The organism is Paenibacillus rubinfantis, assembly GCF_001486505.1.
Classification (GTDB): domain Bacteria; phylum Bacillota; class Bacilli; order Paenibacillales; family Paenibacillaceae; genus Fontibacillus; species Fontibacillus rubinfantis.
In genome coordinates this window covers 1-15,528 of sequence record NZ_LN909066.1, presented here as the reverse complement: position 1 = coordinate 15,528, position 15,528 = coordinate 1, and the positions used below count along the sequence as shown (strand labels likewise).

Annotated in this window: 15 protein-coding genes, 1 rRNA gene and 1 riboswitch; of the genes, 15 read left to right on the top strand and 1 reads right to left on the bottom strand. The window is 52.2% G+C overall.

All coding sequences use genetic code 11. The features are described 5' to 3' along the window. Positions 1–33 precede the first annotated feature (33 nt). The 4 genes from BN3277_RS17590 (at position 34) to BN3277_RS17575 (ending at position 4,707) form a co-directional block, all read left to right on the top strand. A complete protein-coding gene (locus BN3277_RS17590; RefSeq protein WP_059044957.1) occupies positions 34–1,653 on the top strand; it encodes a response regulator transcription factor in 1,620 nt (539 codons plus the stop codon). A 21-nt stretch (positions 1,654–1,674) separates the two neighbouring features. Beyond that, positions 1,675–2,778 carry a Gfo/Idh/MocA family protein gene (locus tag BN3277_RS17585; RefSeq protein WP_059044955.1) on the top strand — a complete coding sequence of 368 codons (1,104 nt, stop codon included), beginning with the start codon at positions 1,675–1,677 and terminating at the stop codon, positions 2,776–2,778. Positions 2,779–2,798: 20 nt separating this feature from the next. Next, the gene (locus BN3277_RS17580) at positions 2,799–3,872 is read left to right on the top strand and encodes a Gfo/Idh/MocA family protein (RefSeq protein ID WP_059044953.1); all 1,074 of its coding nucleotides are present in this window, start codon (positions 2,799–2,801) and stop codon (positions 3,870–3,872) included. Positions 3,873–3,945: 73 nt separating this feature from the next. Continuing rightward, the gene (locus BN3277_RS17575; protein WP_059044951.1) at positions 3,946–4,707 is read left to right on the top strand and encodes a MerR family transcriptional regulator; all 762 of its coding nucleotides are present in this window, start codon (positions 3,946–3,948) and stop codon (positions 4,705–4,707) included. A gap of 66 nt (positions 4,708–4,773) precedes the next feature. On the opposite strand, the gene BN3277_RS17570 is transcribed toward BN3277_RS17575, so the two are convergent. Beyond that, the gene (locus BN3277_RS17570; RefSeq protein WP_059044949.1) at positions 4,774–6,003 is read right to left on the bottom strand and encodes an aminopeptidase; all 1,230 of its coding nucleotides are present in this window, start codon (positions 6,001–6,003) and stop codon (positions 4,774–4,776) included. Positions 6,004–6,410: 407 nt separating this feature from the next. Between BN3277_RS17570 and BN3277_RS17565 the strand changes: the two genes are divergently transcribed. The 11 genes from BN3277_RS17565 to BN3277_RS17515 all read left to right on the top strand — a co-directional run. Beyond that, positions 6,411–7,958, top strand: a complete 1,548-nt coding sequence (locus BN3277_RS17565; RefSeq protein ID WP_059047284.1) for an acetate--CoA ligase — start codon at positions 6,411–6,413, stop codon at positions 7,956–7,958. Positions 7,959–8,028: 70 nt separating this feature from the next. Next, on the top strand, positions 8,029–8,295 hold the full coding sequence (locus tag BN3277_RS17560; protein WP_059044947.1) for a hypothetical protein: 267 nt from the start codon (positions 8,029–8,031) through the stop codon (positions 8,293–8,295). A gap of 61 nt (positions 8,296–8,356) precedes the next feature. Then, positions 8,357–8,498, top strand: a riboswitch (cyclic di-AMP (ydaO/yuaA leader). 243 nt (positions 8,499–8,741) lie between these two features. Further along, positions 8,742–9,626, top strand: coding sequence for an ectoine/hydroxyectoine ABC transporter substrate-binding protein EhuB (ehuB, locus tag BN3277_RS17555; protein ID WP_232436460.1), 885 nt, complete (start codon positions 8,742–8,744; stop codon positions 9,624–9,626). Position 9,627: 1 nt separating this feature from the next. Then, on the top strand, positions 9,628–10,281 hold the full coding sequence (gene ehuC / locus BN3277_RS17550; protein ID WP_059044943.1) for an ectoine/hydroxyectoine ABC transporter permease subunit EhuC: 654 nt from the start codon (positions 9,628–9,630) through the stop codon (positions 10,279–10,281). Positions 10,282–10,284: 3 nt separating this feature from the next. Next, positions 10,285–10,947, top strand: coding sequence for an ectoine/hydroxyectoine ABC transporter permease subunit EhuD (gene ehuD / locus BN3277_RS17545; protein WP_059044941.1), 663 nt, complete (start codon positions 10,285–10,287; stop codon positions 10,945–10,947). A 16-nt stretch (positions 10,948–10,963) separates the two neighbouring features. Then, a complete protein-coding gene (gene ehuA, locus BN3277_RS17540; RefSeq protein ID WP_082691514.1) occupies positions 10,964–11,752 on the top strand; it encodes an ectoine/hydroxyectoine ABC transporter ATP-binding protein EhuA in 789 nt (262 codons plus the stop codon). Between the two features lie 17 nt (positions 11,753–11,769). After that, positions 11,770–12,279 carry a diaminobutyrate acetyltransferase gene (ectA, locus tag BN3277_RS17535; RefSeq protein WP_059044937.1) on the top strand — a complete coding sequence of 170 codons (510 nt, stop codon included), beginning with the start codon at positions 11,770–11,772 and terminating at the stop codon, positions 12,277–12,279. Positions 12,280–12,292: 13 nt separating this feature from the next. Continuing rightward, complete coding sequence (gene ectB / locus BN3277_RS17530; protein WP_059044935.1) at positions 12,293–13,585, top strand: diaminobutyrate--2-oxoglutarate transaminase; 1,293 nt, start codon at positions 12,293–12,295, stop codon at positions 13,583–13,585. After that, the gene (locus BN3277_RS17525) at positions 13,582–13,959 is read left to right on the top strand and encodes an ectoine synthase (protein WP_059044934.1); all 378 of its coding nucleotides are present in this window, start codon (positions 13,582–13,584) and stop codon (positions 13,957–13,959) included. Before ectB ends, BN3277_RS17525 begins: the two co-directional genes overlap by 4 nt. A gap of 32 nt (positions 13,960–13,991) precedes the next feature. After that, positions 13,992–14,912: an ectoine hydroxylase gene (gene thpD, locus BN3277_RS17520; RefSeq protein WP_059044932.1), complete on the top strand. Its 921-nt coding sequence runs from the start codon at positions 13,992–13,994 to the stop codon at positions 14,910–14,912. Between the two features lie 515 nt (positions 14,913–15,427). Continuing rightward, positions 15,428–15,528: ribosomal RNA gene (locus BN3277_RS17515) — 16S ribosomal RNA — on the top strand; the annotation flags it as partial.

Genomic DNA, 15,528 nt, shown 5'->3' with positions numbered 1-15,528 from the left:
TCATCTAGAGAACAGCCAAGGAGGTAGTTGAGGGTGTGGAAAATCGCCATCGTCGATGATGAACGCCAAGTGCTGCAAGGGATGAAACGCGCCATTCCGTGGGAGCAGCTGGGGGCGGAATGGGTTGGAGAGGCGTTGAACGGCGCAGACGGGCTGGACGTGGTTCGTCGAACCGAACCGGATATCGTGATTACAGACATTTACATGCCGGCGATGAACGGCATCGATATGATTGAACAGCTGCGCAAGGAAGGGTACGACGGCAAAGTGATCATTTTCAGCGGCTACTCGGATTTCGAGCATGCACGGCAAGCGTTGCGTTTTAATGTCAGCGACTACGTCTCCAAGCCGATCAGTGTGCCTACGCTAAAGACGATCTTAACCAAGGTGATCGGGGAACTGGCTCAGGAGGAGGAGAACCGGCTGAAGCAAGGCGAGATGGAACAGAAGCTAAGCTTGTATGAACCTTTCATCGAAAAAGAATGGGTCCGCTCAGCCGTCGTTGGCACGCTGGACAGCTCTTACCGTGAGGCGGGGCGGCTGCCGGAGCCTTATCGGTATTGGACGGATACCCGCCATGTGACCATCGGCATCGATCTGATCCGGGATGCACGCGTTAGTGCTTTTTCTCTTTCAGACTGGAATTTGTTCCGGTTTGCAATCCGCAATATCGCTTGCGAGGTGGCCCGCAAAATGTTCGGATCCCTGGAGTATACCGAGCTGCATAGCACGAGGGCGGTGTTGATCGTCCACCCGCGGCCGGAGGAGCCGGTCGAGCTGCTGGATAAGAAGCTACATGAGCTGGGCGTGAAGCTGATCGATGCGATCAAATGTTATCTCAAGCTGGTTGTTCGCGTGGGGATCGGAGGTATGAAGCCGCAGTGGCAGCATATCCCGGAGTCGACGGAGGAAGCGTTCCGGGCGATCGAGTTACGATCGGGACGGCGGGATCCGGTCTACGCGCTGTATGCTTATCAAGAAGACGAAGACGAGCACGCGTACGCGGACAATTTGTTTTCGGTGAAGTTCTACGTGGAGCTGGCGTCGGCGATCAAAGCATCTCAGGAGACGGAAGCGAAGAAGCTGGTCGCTGATTATATGAGCCGAATGGAGCTTCAGAAAGCGATGACGCCCGAATCCGTGCAAATCCTCGCCAGCGAGCTGTGGGGCGTCTTTACGTATTGCCTCTATGAAGCCGGCGTGTTGCTAAATGATCTCGTGCCCGGCGAACAGATCACCAAAGAGCTGGTGAGTTTGACCGGGCCGGAGCAACTGACGGAATGGCTGTCGGACAAAATCACGCTGATCTGCAGCAGCCGCCAATGGCGGGGAAACAGCAAACACCGGCAGGTGGTGGACTACATGACCGGTTATATCCATGAGCATTATGCCGAGGACATTACGTTGGCGGAGCTGTCGGAGAAGCTTTACATTTCTCGCAACCACTTATCAATTATTTTCAAAAATATCACCGGAGAAACATTTAACAACTATCTGACCCGGGTTCGCATCGAAAAAGCACGCGAGCTCTTGCTGCAACGCACGATGCTCGTGTATGAGGTGGCCGAGCGGGTTGGGTACAAAAACGTGCCTTATTTCAGCACTTTATTCAAAAAAATTACCGGCATGAACCCAACCGATTTAATTAAATAGAAAACAGGGGAGAGAGAAATCATGATCAACGTTGCCCTCGTGGGCACCGGCTCGATTGCCGGAACGCATCTGGAGGCATTTGCCCGCTTTAAGGACCGCTGCCGGATCACGGCGTTGGTCGACCGGAGCGGAGAGAAGGCGGAGAAGCTGAAGGAACGCTTTGGATTGGATTGTGCGATCTATTCGGATTACGAGGACGTGCTGAAGCTGGATTCGGTGGATTTGGTCTCCCTCTGCACCCCGCCCTCAACTCATGCTAACCTCGCTTCGGCGTTTCTGTTGGCGGGCAAACATGTCTTAGTCGAAAAGCCGATGGCCCCGTCGCTGTCCGAATGCGACCAAATGCTCGAGGCGGCAGCGAAAGGAGATGCCCTCCTGTCCGTTGTTGGACAAAACCGTTTCTACGATCCGATCCGCCGGGTTAAACAGGTGCTGGATGCCGGTTTGGCGGGTCGGATTGTCCATGCCGAGGCCAATTCCTATTGGTGGCGCGGCCGAAGTTACTACGACGTCGAATGGCGGGGAACTTGGGAATCTGAGGGCGGGGGCTGTGTAATGAATCATGCGGTGCACCATCTGGATCTGCTGCTCTGGATTCGAGGAATGCCTTCGGAAGTCCAGGCGGTCACCGTCAATACATCGCATGAGAATTCGCAGGTTGAGGACTTATCGATTGCGATCTTGAAGTACCCGGACGGCACTCTGGCTCAGGTGACCAGCTCCGTTGTCCATCATGGCGAGGAGCAGCGGCTTGTTTTTCAGGGGGAGCGGGCCAAGGTAGGGATGCCGTGGCAACTGTTCGCTTCGACCGAAGGGGACGGCGGGTTTCCGCAGCGGAATCCGGACCTGGAGGCGGAAATTCAGCAAGTTGCGGGGGAGCTTGCACCGCTGCAGTATACCGGACATGCCGGACAAATGGATGACGTTTTGCGCGCGATTGAATCGGGTTCCAGGCAAGTTATGATCGATGGTATCGAAGGACGAAAAACGATCGAGCTGATTATGGCGATTTACGAATCCTCCGCAACAGGGAAGCCGGTTGCGCTGCCGCTATCGAAGGATTCGATCTTTTATGCACAGGAGCGTATTCTCAGGGAGGCGCCTCGGTTTCACTCAAAGGCGTAAGTAAGGAGGAGGGAGCAGGGTTGCCGGTTACTTTCAGCCTCGTTGGTGGGGCGGGCTTTCGGGCCCAATATTATTTACGGATCGCTCAAGCGCTGCCGGATCGGTTTCAAATCGGAGGTTTGGTCATTCGCGACGAAAATAAGGCACAGGCAATAGAGCGGCAATGGGGCGTTCGGACCTACCGCTCGGTTGAAGCTCTGCTGCAGCAGGAGCAGCAGGATTTTATCGTGTTATCGGTCAGCGGCTCGGAGATGTTGCCTTATCTGCTTCAGCTGGCGGAGACGGGGATCCCCGTCCTCTCGGAAACGCCGCCGGCGTCCGACCTGGACGGGTTGGAATTGCTTCACTCACGGCTAGGCGGAAGCGGTGCGAGGATCCAGGTCGCCGAGCAATATCATTTACACCCGATCCAGCAAGCTCGGCTCCGGTTGATCGAATCGGGACGGCTGGGACGGATTACCGAGGCAACCGTGTCCATCTCCCATTTGTACCACGGAGTCAGCCTGATTCGCCGGCTGTTGGGAGTTGCGTTCGAGGAGGTGCGGATTCGCGCGATGCGTTTTGAGTCGAGCTGGGTGCAGGGGCCAACGCGCAGCGGTCCGCCCATGGAAGATCGGCTCGTCCCCTCCGTAAGGGAGCTGGCTTGGCTCGATTTTGGCGATCGGCTGGGGATTTACGATTTTACCCGCGATCAGCATCGCTCCTGGATCCGCTCCAATCATTGCTGTGTCCGCGGCGAACGTGGGGAAATCTTCGATTCGCGGGTCTTGATTCAGCAGGCGGATACGGTTCCGTTGCAGTTGGAACTCAAAAGGGTGAATAAAGGCGAGCAAGAAAACCAGGAAGGGTATTTTTTGCAGGGTATTTTGTGCGGGGAACAATGGTTGTATACCAATCCGTTTGCACCGGCCAGATTATATGATGACGAGCTGGCGATTGCATCCTGTTTGGAGAAGATGGGCGTGTATGCTCAAGGCGGACCGGCCTTTTACGAGTTATGGGAAGCGGCGCAGGATCATTATCTCGGGATGATGATCGAACGAGCGATCCTTACCGGGGAGACGGTGGTTGCGGCACGTCTGAGTTGGGCGTAAAATTTTTTGAAAAAAAGATTTGACCTTCACGTTACGTCAACGTTTATCATGAGTTTTGTCAGGAGGTGAGCATGTGGAATACACCATTCAGAAACTGGGCAACCTCGCGGGGGTCAGCACCCGAACGCTGCGTTATTACGATGAGATTGGACTTCTGAAGCCGGCAAGAACAAGTTCGTCAGGATATCGTATATACAGTCAGCGAGAAGTGGATCTGCTGCAGCAGATTTTGTTCTACCGGGAGCTAGGCCTGAGTCTGGAGGACATCCGGTCGATCGTGACCGACCCCGACTTCGATGGTGCCCGTGCGCTGAGAGAACACCGAAATCAGCTCCTGGACAAACGAAAGCAATTGGACGCTTTAATCGCCAATGTGGAGAAAACGATGGCGTCGCAGGAAGGGAGAATCCAAATGAGCGATCGAGAAAAATTCGAGGGCTTTAAACGACAGATGATTGAGGAGAACGAGCAGAAATACGGCCGGGAAATCCGCGAAAAATATGGAGAAGACAAGGTAGAGCAATCCAATCGCAAGCTGATGAACATGACCGAAGAGGAATACGAAAAGGTGACGCAGCTGTCGAACGAGTTGAATGCCACGTTAGCCGAGGCTTTTAAGACGGGAGATCCCGCTGGCGAACTTGCCCAGAAGGCTGCAGATTTGCATAAGCAATGGCTGACGTTCCACTGGAGCGAATACAGCAAGGAAGCCCATGCCGGGCTGGCGCAAATGTACGTCGATGATGAGCGGTTCAAAGCTTATTACGACAAGGATCAGCCGGGGACGGCGGAATTCCTAAGGGATGCGATTCGCATTTACACCGGGATGAATTAAGAAAAAGCTCTCCTTTTCCGCTTGGCGGAAGAGGGGAGCTTTTCTCGTTTAGTTCGAGGCAGTGGGTTAGGCCCAGTTCCCTTGGCGGAAGACCGGCTCGATCGTGCCGTCCGCCAGTTCGCCGTCGATCTCAAGCTCCGCGGAGCCGATCATAAAGTCGACATGCGTCAGGCTGACGTTGGCGCCTTTGGAGAGCAGTTCTTCTTTGCTCAGCTTGGCGCCGCCTTCGATATTCACCGGATACGCGCTGCCTAAGGCAAAGTGGCAGGAGGCGTTCTCGTCGATGCCGGTGTTGTAGAAAATCCGGTTTAACCGGGAAATCGGCGAATCATGCGGCACCAGAGCGATTTCGCCAAGATGCATCGCGCCTTCGTCCGTGCTAAGGAGGTTCTCCATATGCTCCCGGCCGGATTTTGCGTCATAACTTACCACTTTGCCGTCTTTGAACGTCAGCGTTAGGCCTTCAACGAGCTGTCCGTTCAGATTCAGCGGCATCGTGCTGGCGATGGTGCCGTTCACGCCGGTACGATGCGGCATCGAGTAAATTTCCTCAGTTGGCATATTGGCGACAAAATAATTCCCTGCCGCATTATAATCGCCGCCGCCCAACCACAAATGCCCTTCGGGCAGCTCTACCTGAAGATCGGTGCCCGGTGCGCGGTAATGCAGCTTTTTGTAGCGTTTGGCATTCATATACTCCTGTTTATCTTTCAATTGCTTGATATGCTCGTGCCAAGCGGCGATAGGGTCCTCGCGGTCGACGCGGTTCATATGGAATACCGCCTCCCACATAGCCGGGATTCGTTGCTCTTCGGGCAGATCGGCAAAGACTTTATTCGCCCAAGCCTGGGTCGGCGCTTTAATCAGCGACCAGGTGATCCGGTTGTTACGCGTTTGGGCGGAATGCTTCTCGCGCGCTTTGGCTGCTGCTTTAACTGCAGTAGACACTTTAGCGGATGGGATACCTTGAAACAGCTCCGGATCCGGCACTTTGATCCGCAGGATCGCGCCGCCCTCCTCCCCAAACTGTTCGGCCATATCCGCGAGCCACTGCGGATAATAGGACAAAGATTCGTCCGACGCGTGCTCGTAGCGAATCCGAGTCGTAAACTCGTCCTCCCAATCGACGTGGACGTATTTGGCTCCGGCATCGTAAGCCTTGGCCACCAGCAGGCGCGTAAACTCTACGGTCTCCAGCGGCGCTGTGAGCATCAGGTTCTGGCCGGGCTGGATGTTGACGCCAACTCGAATGACCAATTCGGCGTATTTTTCAAGAAGCACCTCAAAAGCTTCCATGTGTATGATTCCTCCCGCGTTTAAAGTTTTCCTATGTACAAACACCCCTTATTGTAGCACGAACGGGCGGGGAGTGAAAAAATCTGCTGCGCATGCCATCTGATGTTTATGTGCCGGGTATGGGGTTTGCGGGTCACGGATTTGAACCAGGGGGGCGTTTATGGATTGCATACGGCGGAAACGCAGCTGGATCCGATAGTCACTCATTTTAATAAACCTGCGGTATCGCAGGTTTTTCTGTTCCTATCGGGATTGTCATTTTATTGGCACACTTGAATTGGGTAGGTTTTAGAACCAGGTACTATTACGTGGTATAATGAGTCCAAAACGAGTTTCGAAGGAGATAGGACAATTTGAAACCATATGAGCAATGGATCGCTCCCGAATATTACAATGTGACCTCGGAGATGGAACGGCATGATCCCGATAAAATTGCGCTGAAATGGCGAAGCGAACAGGGGGAATACGAGGAAATTACCTATGGGAAGCTGTTCGCTATGGCCAATCAACTAGCCGGTGGTTTAAGTGAATTGGGCTTACAGTCCGGCGACCGCGTGCTGGTGATGATGCCTCGGCATATTATGGCCTATGCGATTTACCTGGCTTGCTTGAAGCTGGGGGTAACGATCATCCCGTCATCGGAAATGCTGCGGGCCAAGGATTTGGCTTACCGGCTGCGGCATTCCGAAGCGCGTGCTGTTGTTGTATGGCATGGCGTGACGGAAGAGGTCGATAAAATCGGTGATGACCTGCCGGCGCTGAATTTCCGCCTATTGGTAGGTTCGAACAAGTACGGAGAGGCACTCCCAGGCGGCTGGGTTCCAATTGAAACGCTAATGAACGGACAGCCTGAAACGTTCGAAGCCGTCCAAACGCGTCGCGAGGATATGGCTGTGCTGGCATACACGTCCGGAACGACCGGGAACCCCAAAGGCGTTATGCACAGTCACGGTTGGGGGTATGCCCATTTACGGATTACGAGATCCTGGCTGGATATTCGGGAGAACGATGTCGTCTGGGCTACGGCGGCCCCGGGGTGGCAGAAATGGATTTGGAGCCCGTTTCTGTCGGTGTTGGGCAATGGCGTGACCGGCTTTGTGTATCATGGTTCCTTTCAAGCCGAGCGGTATTTGGAGCTGATCCGGCAACACGGCATTCGGGTGCTGTGCTGCACGCCAACGGAGTATCGGATCATGTCGAAGACCGACGGGCTCGAGCGATACGATTTGTCGGGATTACGCAGCGCCGTTTCAGCAGGCGAACCGCTCAACCAGGAAGTGATTCGCAAGTTCCAAAGCGCGTTTGACCTCACGATCCGTGACGGTTATGGGCAAACGGAAAGCACGCTACTGATCGGAAACCTGAAGGATACCCCGCTGCGGCTGGGTTCGATGGGCAAGGCCATTTCACCGGGAGTGGCGGAGATTGTCGACGATGGAGGTGTGCCGTTGTCGGCCGGAGTCGTAGGGAACATTGCGGTCCATGTCGACATGCCCGCTTTATTCCAATCGTATTATTTGGACCCTGAACGGAAGGAGCAAAATGTTCGCGGGTCGTATTTTTTGACCGGGGATCGGGCGCATAAAGACGAGGAGGGTTACTTCTGGTACGAAGGACGCGGGGATGATATCATCATCAGCTCCGGTTATACCATCGGTCCGTTCGAAGTCGAGGAAGCGTTGATGAAGCATGATGCCGTCAAGGAATGTGCGGCCGTCGCGAGTCCGGATGAGCTGCGCGGCCATATCGTTAAAGCGTTTGTGGTGCTGAAGGAAGGCATTCAAGGCAGCGCCGAGCTGGTTAAAGAACTGCAAGCTCATGTCAAAACATGGACGGCACCCTACAAATATCCACGTCAAATCGAATTTATCGAGGATCTGCCGAAGACGAACACGGGTAAAATTCGGCGGGTGGAGCTACGTGAACGGGAAGAGCGGGCGTTTCGCCGCGGATGATGCGGGTTTCGTGCATGATTTTCGCGTCACTTTCGCATCCTAACCTCATCATCGCTTGAGGAGGCTGAACATGGAAAATCCGTTTTCCAGCATGCAATCGCAAAATCCGATCTCACTCGCGCAACAATCGGTCAAGAAGGCGCATCGCGCGGTAACCCAAGCTCAATCGCATCCTAGCGAAGAAACGATCGAAGGTGCCCAGAATGCCATCGAAAAAGCGGAAAACGCCATCGCCCAGGCTGACGGCCGGATGAACACCGAGCCGATGGAGCGGGCCAAAGAGGATTTGGCCGAAGACCAGGCGGCGTTGGCGGAAGCGGAAAATCAACTGAATTAATTGAAAGTTAAAATGTAAAAATTACAGATAATGGGTTGACATTGCCTGGAATAGCCTTTACGATAAACACACGCTTAGTTTCCAGTTCAGAACTGGAAAGCGGGGGAACCAGTTTTTTTGGGGCGAATCATTCTTTAACGATTGTAGGGTACCATCTTACCCGAGTCCGTCAGCTAACCTCGTCAGCAGTGGATGGGTCTAGTTTCAAGCAACTTCACGAAAACTTCCAAGGCCCTTTTATAAGGGCCGTTTTTTATTTTTTTGTGCGGACCCCTGCTGGCGGAGCTATGCTTTCCCCCAAGCGAGGGGTCTCTTTTTATGTGCTCCGGGATGAGAAATGAAAGGGGGGTTTACGCTTTTGGAATAGAACTTGGACTTAATCCTACTAAACCGATGCAAAAAATAAGAAAGAAAGGCTGTGAATCAGGTTGAGGAAAGTGTCATGGTTGTTGACTTTATTGCTAGTTGCGGTCTCGTTAACCGCTTGTAACCCGGGGACAAACACGAAAACGGGGAATGGAGGTTCAAACGCCGATTCAGGGGCGGAAGGGACGCTGGCGGAGGCCATCCGAAAGGGGTCCATTACGGTTGGTTTTGCAAATGAGAAGCCCTATGCCTACAAAGATGCTAACGGAGAACTCACCGGTGAAGCTGTGGAAATCGCTCGGGTGATCCTTAAAAGACTTGGCATTAACGAGATGAAAGGCGAGTTGACCGAATTCGGTTCCTTGATTGCCGGTTTGCAGGCCAACCGATTTGATCTCATTACGGCAGGGATGTTCGTCAACCCGGAACGATGTGAAGCCGTGTTGTTCGCCAACCCGGAGTATAGCATCGGCGAAGCGATTGCCGTAAAACAAGGAAATCCTCTTGGGCTGGGCAGCTATGAGGACATCGCGAATCAGGAGAAAGCCCGCGTTGCCGTCATGACGGGAGCGGTGGAAATCGGTTATCTGCAGAAGTCCGGCGTGCCGGATGAACGGATCATTCAAGTTCCGGACCAGGCGTCGGCCATCAGCGCGCTTCAATCCGGACGCGTCGAGGCGATCACGATGACGGGACCTTCCCTGCAAGCCATGCTTGAATCCGCGGGGGATCAGGACATTGAGAGAGTCAGCGATTTTACGCAACCGGTGATTGACGGTCAAAGCGTTCGCGGATATGGTGCGACGGCGTTCCGTTTGGCGGACACGGCATTTCAAGAGGCTTATAACGCAGAGCTGGCCAAGATGAAGGAATCCGGCGAGCTTCTGGAGATTTTGCAGAAATTCGGATTTACGGAGCAGGAACTGCCCGGAGATATGACGGCTGCCGTACTTTGCGGAGTATAAGATGCCGGAATCCTGGATTGATTTTATCCCCACCTTACTGGAAGGAGCGAAAATCACTGTTACTGTCGCATTGTTAGCGACAATCCTAGCGGTTGGATTTGCGTTCATCTCAGGCTTGATGAGCTTATCCCGATTGCGCCTTATTCGCTGGATCTCCTCGATTTACGTGGAGGTCTTCCGAGGGACTTCCTTGCTCGTGCAGCTATTCTGGTTGTATTTTGCATTGCCTTTTGCTGGGATCGAGCTGCCCAAGTTACTTGCGGCTGTGCTGGCGGTAGGATTGAATTTTGGAGCTTATGGTTCCGAGGTTGTACGCAGCGCTATTCTGGCCGTGCCCAAAGGGCAATGGGAAGCGGCGGTTGCCTTAAATATGACGCCGTGGCAGCGAATGAGCCGCATTATTTTGCCGCAAGCGGCCTTAAGAATGCTTCCTCCGTTTGGCAATTTGCTTGTGGAATTAATTAAATCTACGTCTCTAGTCTATTTCATCACGATGGCGGATCTCACGTACCAAGCGATGGTTCTCCGGAACAACTACATCTCCTGGACTTCGGAGATTTTGCTCTTGCTCTTGCTGATGTATCTGGCGATGGCGTCGCTTGTCTCCTTCGGCATTCGGGTGTGGGAGCGCAAATGGTCCGAAGGGAGGATGTAACGGATGTGGGACTGGAATTACGCTTTCGAAATCCTTCCGGAACTTCTCGTGGCGCTGAGAATGACCGTTGTCGCTACGTTGCTCGGTTTTCTGACCGCTGTAATCGGGGGATTGCTGCTGGCTTTTGCCATACGTTCCCGGTTTATCTGGCTGCGGTTGGCGGCTAAAGGGTTGAATGGATTTATTCGCAACACCCCATTACTGGTACAGGTATTTTTTATTTACTACAGTTTGCCAATGATGGCAGGCATTTCGTTACCGGCTTTCTATGCCGGGATATTGGGATTAGGTCTTCACTACAGCACTTATTTATCAGAGGTTTACCGTTCTGGAATTGATGCCGTTCCCCGAGGTCAATGGGAGGCCGCGGTTGCGTTGAATTATTCCAAAGTGGATACCTGGCGCTCGGTGATTCTTCCGCAAGCCATTCCACCGATTATTCCGGTTCTGGGCAATTATCTGATTGTGATGTTTAAGGAAACACCAATCTTGTCCGCGATCACTTTGGTCGAATTGCTATTGACCGCAAAAAATATCGTTTCGGAATCCTTCCGGGTTTTTGAGCCTTATACGCTGGTTGGCGTATTGTTTCTGGCCATCAGCTATCCGTCCTCCCTGTTGATCCGACGATTGGAAAAACGGATGAATCTTCAAAGGGGCAAATAAAGAGGGGGTGATTTTTATGACCATACCGATGGTAAAGTATACCGGAGTTACGAAAACTTTCGGTGACCGCGAGGTGCTGACCGGCATCGATTTAGACATCGCGGCAGGCGAAAAGGTAGCGATCATCGGTCCAAGCGGTTCCGGCAAAACAACGATGGGACGTATGTTGATGACGCTGGAGGAGCCTACGTCCGGCACGATCGAAATTGACGGTGTCCATTTGTGGCATATGTCCAAGAAAGACCGGTTGGTTCGCGCCAATGAGAAGCATTTACATGAAATGCGGGGCAATGTAGGGATGGTATTTCAGCATTTTAATCTATTTCCGCACCGAACGGTGCTGCAGAATGTAACGGAAGCGCCAAGGAGAGTGCTTAAGCTGTCCAAGGAGGAAGCGGAAGAACGGGCAATCGAGATGCTCCGCAAAGTAGGTTTGTACGATAAGCTGGCGGATTATCCGGCTCAATTATCCGGCGGACAAAAACAGCGCGTAGCGATGGCCCGTGCGCTTGTCATGCGCCCCAAGGTGATGGTGTTTGATGAGGTGACTTCTGCGCTGGATCCAGAGCTGGTCGGCGAAGTGCTGGAGGTCATTCGGGAAATCGCCGATGAAGGGGAAATGGCGATGATGCTCATCACGCATGAAATGGACTTCGCTAAGGAAATCGCGGATCGCGTACTTTTCTGTGCGGACGGAAACATCGTTGAGGAAGGGACGCCGGAGGCGATATTCGAATATCCGCAAACGGATCGGCTGCAATCTTTCTTAAAACGATTCCGGTCCGCCGTGTATTCGATGGCATGAGGGGCAGGGGAACGACAATGGACAACACGCTTCGCAATCTAGTGATTCGCAGGCCAAATCCCAGCGATGCACGGGGTGTCTATGAACTGATACGCGACAGTCAAACGCTGGATTTGAATTCCGCTTATGCTTACTTGGTATTATGCGATTATTTTCGCGAAACCTGTGTGATTGTAGAGGTAGGGTCACGGGTGGTTGGATTTCTATCCGCCTTCCGGTCGCCGCTCCGTCCGGATACGCTGTTTGTTTGGCAGGTTGCGGTTGCCGGTTCCCATCGAAAACAGGGGATCAGTAAACGAATGCTGACTTATCTGCTAACGAAGACGGCAGGCCCCCCAATCACTTATCTGGAAGCTACGATCTCCCGCAGCAATTTGGCTTCGACCCGTCTGTTTACGGGGTTAGCCAAAGCTCATGACGTACCGATTGAGGTTACAACCGGTTATCAGACGGAATTGTTTCCAATGGAGATTCAACATGAGGAGGAGCCGTTGTACCGAATCGGCCCTTTTACACCACAACCATAAATGGAGGTATGAGATGCAGACCCAAACTCTTGAAACACCGAGTATGAACGTGTTCGAACAGCTTGAATCGGAGGTCCGAAGCTATTGCCGAAACTTCAGAACGGTATTTCACAAGGCGCAGAATGCCAAGCTTTGGGATACAAAAGAACGGGAATATATCGATTTTTTTGCAGGTGCCGGCGCGTTAAATTACGGACATAACAATCGAAAGATCCGCGATAAGCTGATCGCTTACTTACTTGAAGACGGCGTGACCCATAGTTTAGATATGGCGACACATGCCAAGGAGCAATTTTTGAGTCAATTTCATGAGGTTATTATGAAACCGCGCGGGTGGGATTACAAGGTCATGTTTCCGGGTCCAACGGGGACCAATGCCGTGGAAAGTGCCTTGAAAATCGCCCGCAAAGTGACGGGGCGCACGACCGTTATTAGCTTTACCAACGCCTTCCATGGGATGACGCTGGGTTCGCTGGCTGTCACGGGGAATGCTTTTAAACGCAAAGGGGCGGGAATGGCTTTAACTCACTCCGTCTTTATGCCTTATGACGGGTACTTTGGCGAAGCGGTCGATACGATTCAATATATGGAGAAACTGCTCGATGATCCAGGAAGTGGTGTTCCTTTGCCTGCCGCGATTATTGTGGAGGCGGTTCAAGGAGAAGGAGGGCTAAACGTTGCTTCCGATACATGGTTACAGAGACTGGAGCGTCTTTGCCATCAAAAAGGTATTTTGTTGATTCTTGATGATATTCAAATGGGCTGCGGCCGAACCGGACCGTTCTTCAGCTTCGAGTCGTCGGGGATCGAGCCGGATCTCATCTGTTTGTCCAAATCCATTGGTGGTTATGGCTTGCCCTTAGCGCTAACTTTAATCAAGCCGGAGTTGGATGTTTGGAAGCCAGGGGAACATAACGGAACTTTTCGCGGCAATAACCTTGGGTTTGTTGGAGCTTCGGAAGCGCTGGATTACTGGAAAACCGGGGGATTCCGGGAGCAAATTGAAGACAAGGCCAACCGGATAACCGCTTCATTAGAAAGGATGATGGAACGTCAGCCCGCACTGCATGGGACGCTTCGCGGCAAAGGGATGATTCAAGGGATCGCCTTTGAGCAACCGGGGATGGCGGAGAGATTGTGCGAGTTGGCTTTTGCATCGGGTTTGATTCTGGAAACTTCGGGCCCGTGCAGTGAGGTGGCCAAACTCATGCCGCCGCTAACGATTGAAAATTCGACACTTGAACAAGGTCTTCAGATACTTGAGCATTGCTATAACCAATTAGCAGAGGAGGCGGCTTCGGCATGATTGTAAAACATCTGAGCAACTTAATTGGAACGATAGACGACGTAGATACGGAAACCTGGAACTCTCGGAGATTGCTCCTGGGTAAAGACAAGATGGGCTTTTCCTTAAACGATACCCTGATTAAAGAAGGGACGGAAACGCTGATTTGGTACAAGAATCATGTGGAAGCTGTCTACTGCATTGAGGGAGTAGGAGAAATTGAAGTCATTGGAGGCGAGACCTATCCGATTACCCCCGGCATGATGTATGCGCTGAACGGCCATGAAAAGCACTACCTGCGGGCGCGGTCGCAAATGCGGATGATTTGTGTGTTTAATCCGCCGCTCACGGGACGGGAAGTCCATGATGAAGAAGGAACTTATCCATTGTTATAGTTCGTGATTTAATGTAGAAAGGATGAAGTAAGATGAGCGATACCAAGATTTCAGTTGATGTCGACCTAACGAAGGATGTTTATCCTTCTCGAATTCATACGGAGCCGCAATGGCTGCCCCGACAGGATCCGGTGGTGTACTCCGAATGGAGTCCGGAGAGCCCGATTCGAAAGGTGATTACTAAGGAGCAGGTGGAGTCCTACCAGAAGAACGGGTACTTGTTCTTGGAACGTTTTTTCGAGGGAGAAGAATTGAAAGGATACCAACAAGAGGCGCGTCAATTCCAAGAGTCGTCTCGTGGGCAGCAGGTGGACGAAATTATCCGCGAACCCGGCGGGGATGAAGTGCGATCTATCTTCGCTGTCCATCGAAACCAGCCGGTGTTTCGCGAGCTGTCTCAGCATCCGCGGCTCCTGGCGATCATCGAGTTCCTCCTAGGCAGCTCCGTGTACATCCATCAATCGCGGATCAATTATAAGCCTGGTTTTACGGGCAAGGAGTTTTATTGGCATTCGGATTTTGAAACATGGCATGTAGAAGACGGGATGCCCCGAATGCGGGCGCTCAGCTGCTCCATCGCGTTGGAAGACAATTATTCATTTAACGGTCCGCTGATGGTGCTTCCCGGTTCGCAGCAAATCTTTGTCCCCTGCATCGGACAGACGCCGGACGATCATTATAAAGAGTCGCTACGCAAACAGCAGTACGGTGTTCCTGACCACGATAGTCTTACCGAGCTTGTGAAGCGCTTTGGCATTGATACGCCCGTGGGCCCGGCCGGTTCCATCCTGTTGTTTGATTGCAATATCATGCATGGATCCAACAGCAATATTACCCCGTATCCTCGCAGTAATATTTTTATGGTCTATAACAGTGTGGAGAATAAGGTGGTTCAGCCGTATTCCGGACAAAAACCGAGACCTGAGTATATAGCGGCACGCCAAGGGATTTAATTCATGGAAAGACCGTTGTCCTGTGGGACAATGGTCTTTCATTTCTAAACCGAGGGATCAAATTTGGAAATAAATTGTGGTTGTTTCAGGCAGGCCTCCGTGGTATTCTATGAATCCGGCCGAAAAAACGGCGGCCACAAAGGAATGGCAGGATTTACATCTTGCAGGGTAACTTGTGTGAGTGTTATATTAATACTCCGTCCTATGCAACGGCATCCTAACGATGTTGAGCAAGAGGCGGTCATCAAAAAGCAACCATCGAAGTGATTTGGAAAAACTTTCGCCTTGATGTGAGCCATACTGATGTGATATATTGAATGTCCTGCCGGTTGAACGGTAGGCGGTAAGCGAATTGGTAAGAATTACTTCTTGCAACGAAGCTTGCTGACATGGTATGATATAAAAGTTGTCGCCGATAAGACGATAACGAAGTTGATCTTTGAAAACTGAACAACGAGTGAGTAATAAATGAGATTTTAAATCTCGTCAGTTTTGAAATGAGCAAGTCAAACACTTTATTGGAGAGTTTGATCCTGGCTCAGGACGAACGCTGGCGGCGTGCCTAATACATGCAAGTCGAGCGGACCTGATGGAGTGCTTGCACTCCTGAGGGTTA

Coding starts and splice junctions, on each gene's coding strand:
- BN3277_RS17565 (WP_059047284.1), top strand. CDS start 6,411: ATGGAACGGCATGATCCCGATAAAATTGCGCTGAAATGGCGAAGCGAA.
- BN3277_RS17570 (WP_059044949.1), bottom strand. CDS start 6,003: ATGGAAGCTTTTGAGGTGCTTCTTGAAAAATACGCCGAATTGGTCATT.
- ehuC (WP_059044943.1), top strand. CDS start 9,628: ATGCCGGAATCCTGGATTGATTTTATCCCCACCTTACTGGAAGGAGCG.
- thpD (WP_059044932.1), top strand. CDS start 13,992: ATGAGCGATACCAAGATTTCAGTTGATGTCGACCTAACGAAGGATGTT.
- BN3277_RS17585 (WP_059044955.1), top strand. CDS start 1,675: ATGATCAACGTTGCCCTCGTGGGCACCGGCTCGATTGCCGGAACGCAT.
- ectB (WP_059044935.1), top strand. CDS start 12,293: ATGCAGACCCAAACTCTTGAAACACCGAGTATGAACGTGTTCGAACAG.
- ectA (WP_059044937.1), top strand. CDS start 11,770: ATGGACAACACGCTTCGCAATCTAGTGATTCGCAGGCCAAATCCCAGC.
- ehuD (WP_059044941.1), top strand. CDS start 10,285: ATGTGGGACTGGAATTACGCTTTCGAAATCCTTCCGGAACTTCTCGTG.
- BN3277_RS17525 (WP_059044934.1), top strand. CDS start 13,582: ATGATTGTAAAACATCTGAGCAACTTAATTGGAACGATAGACGACGTA.
- BN3277_RS17560 (WP_059044947.1), top strand. CDS start 8,029: ATGGAAAATCCGTTTTCCAGCATGCAATCGCAAAATCCGATCTCACTC.
- ehuA (WP_082691514.1), top strand. CDS start 10,964: ATGACCATACCGATGGTAAAGTATACCGGAGTTACGAAAACTTTCGGT.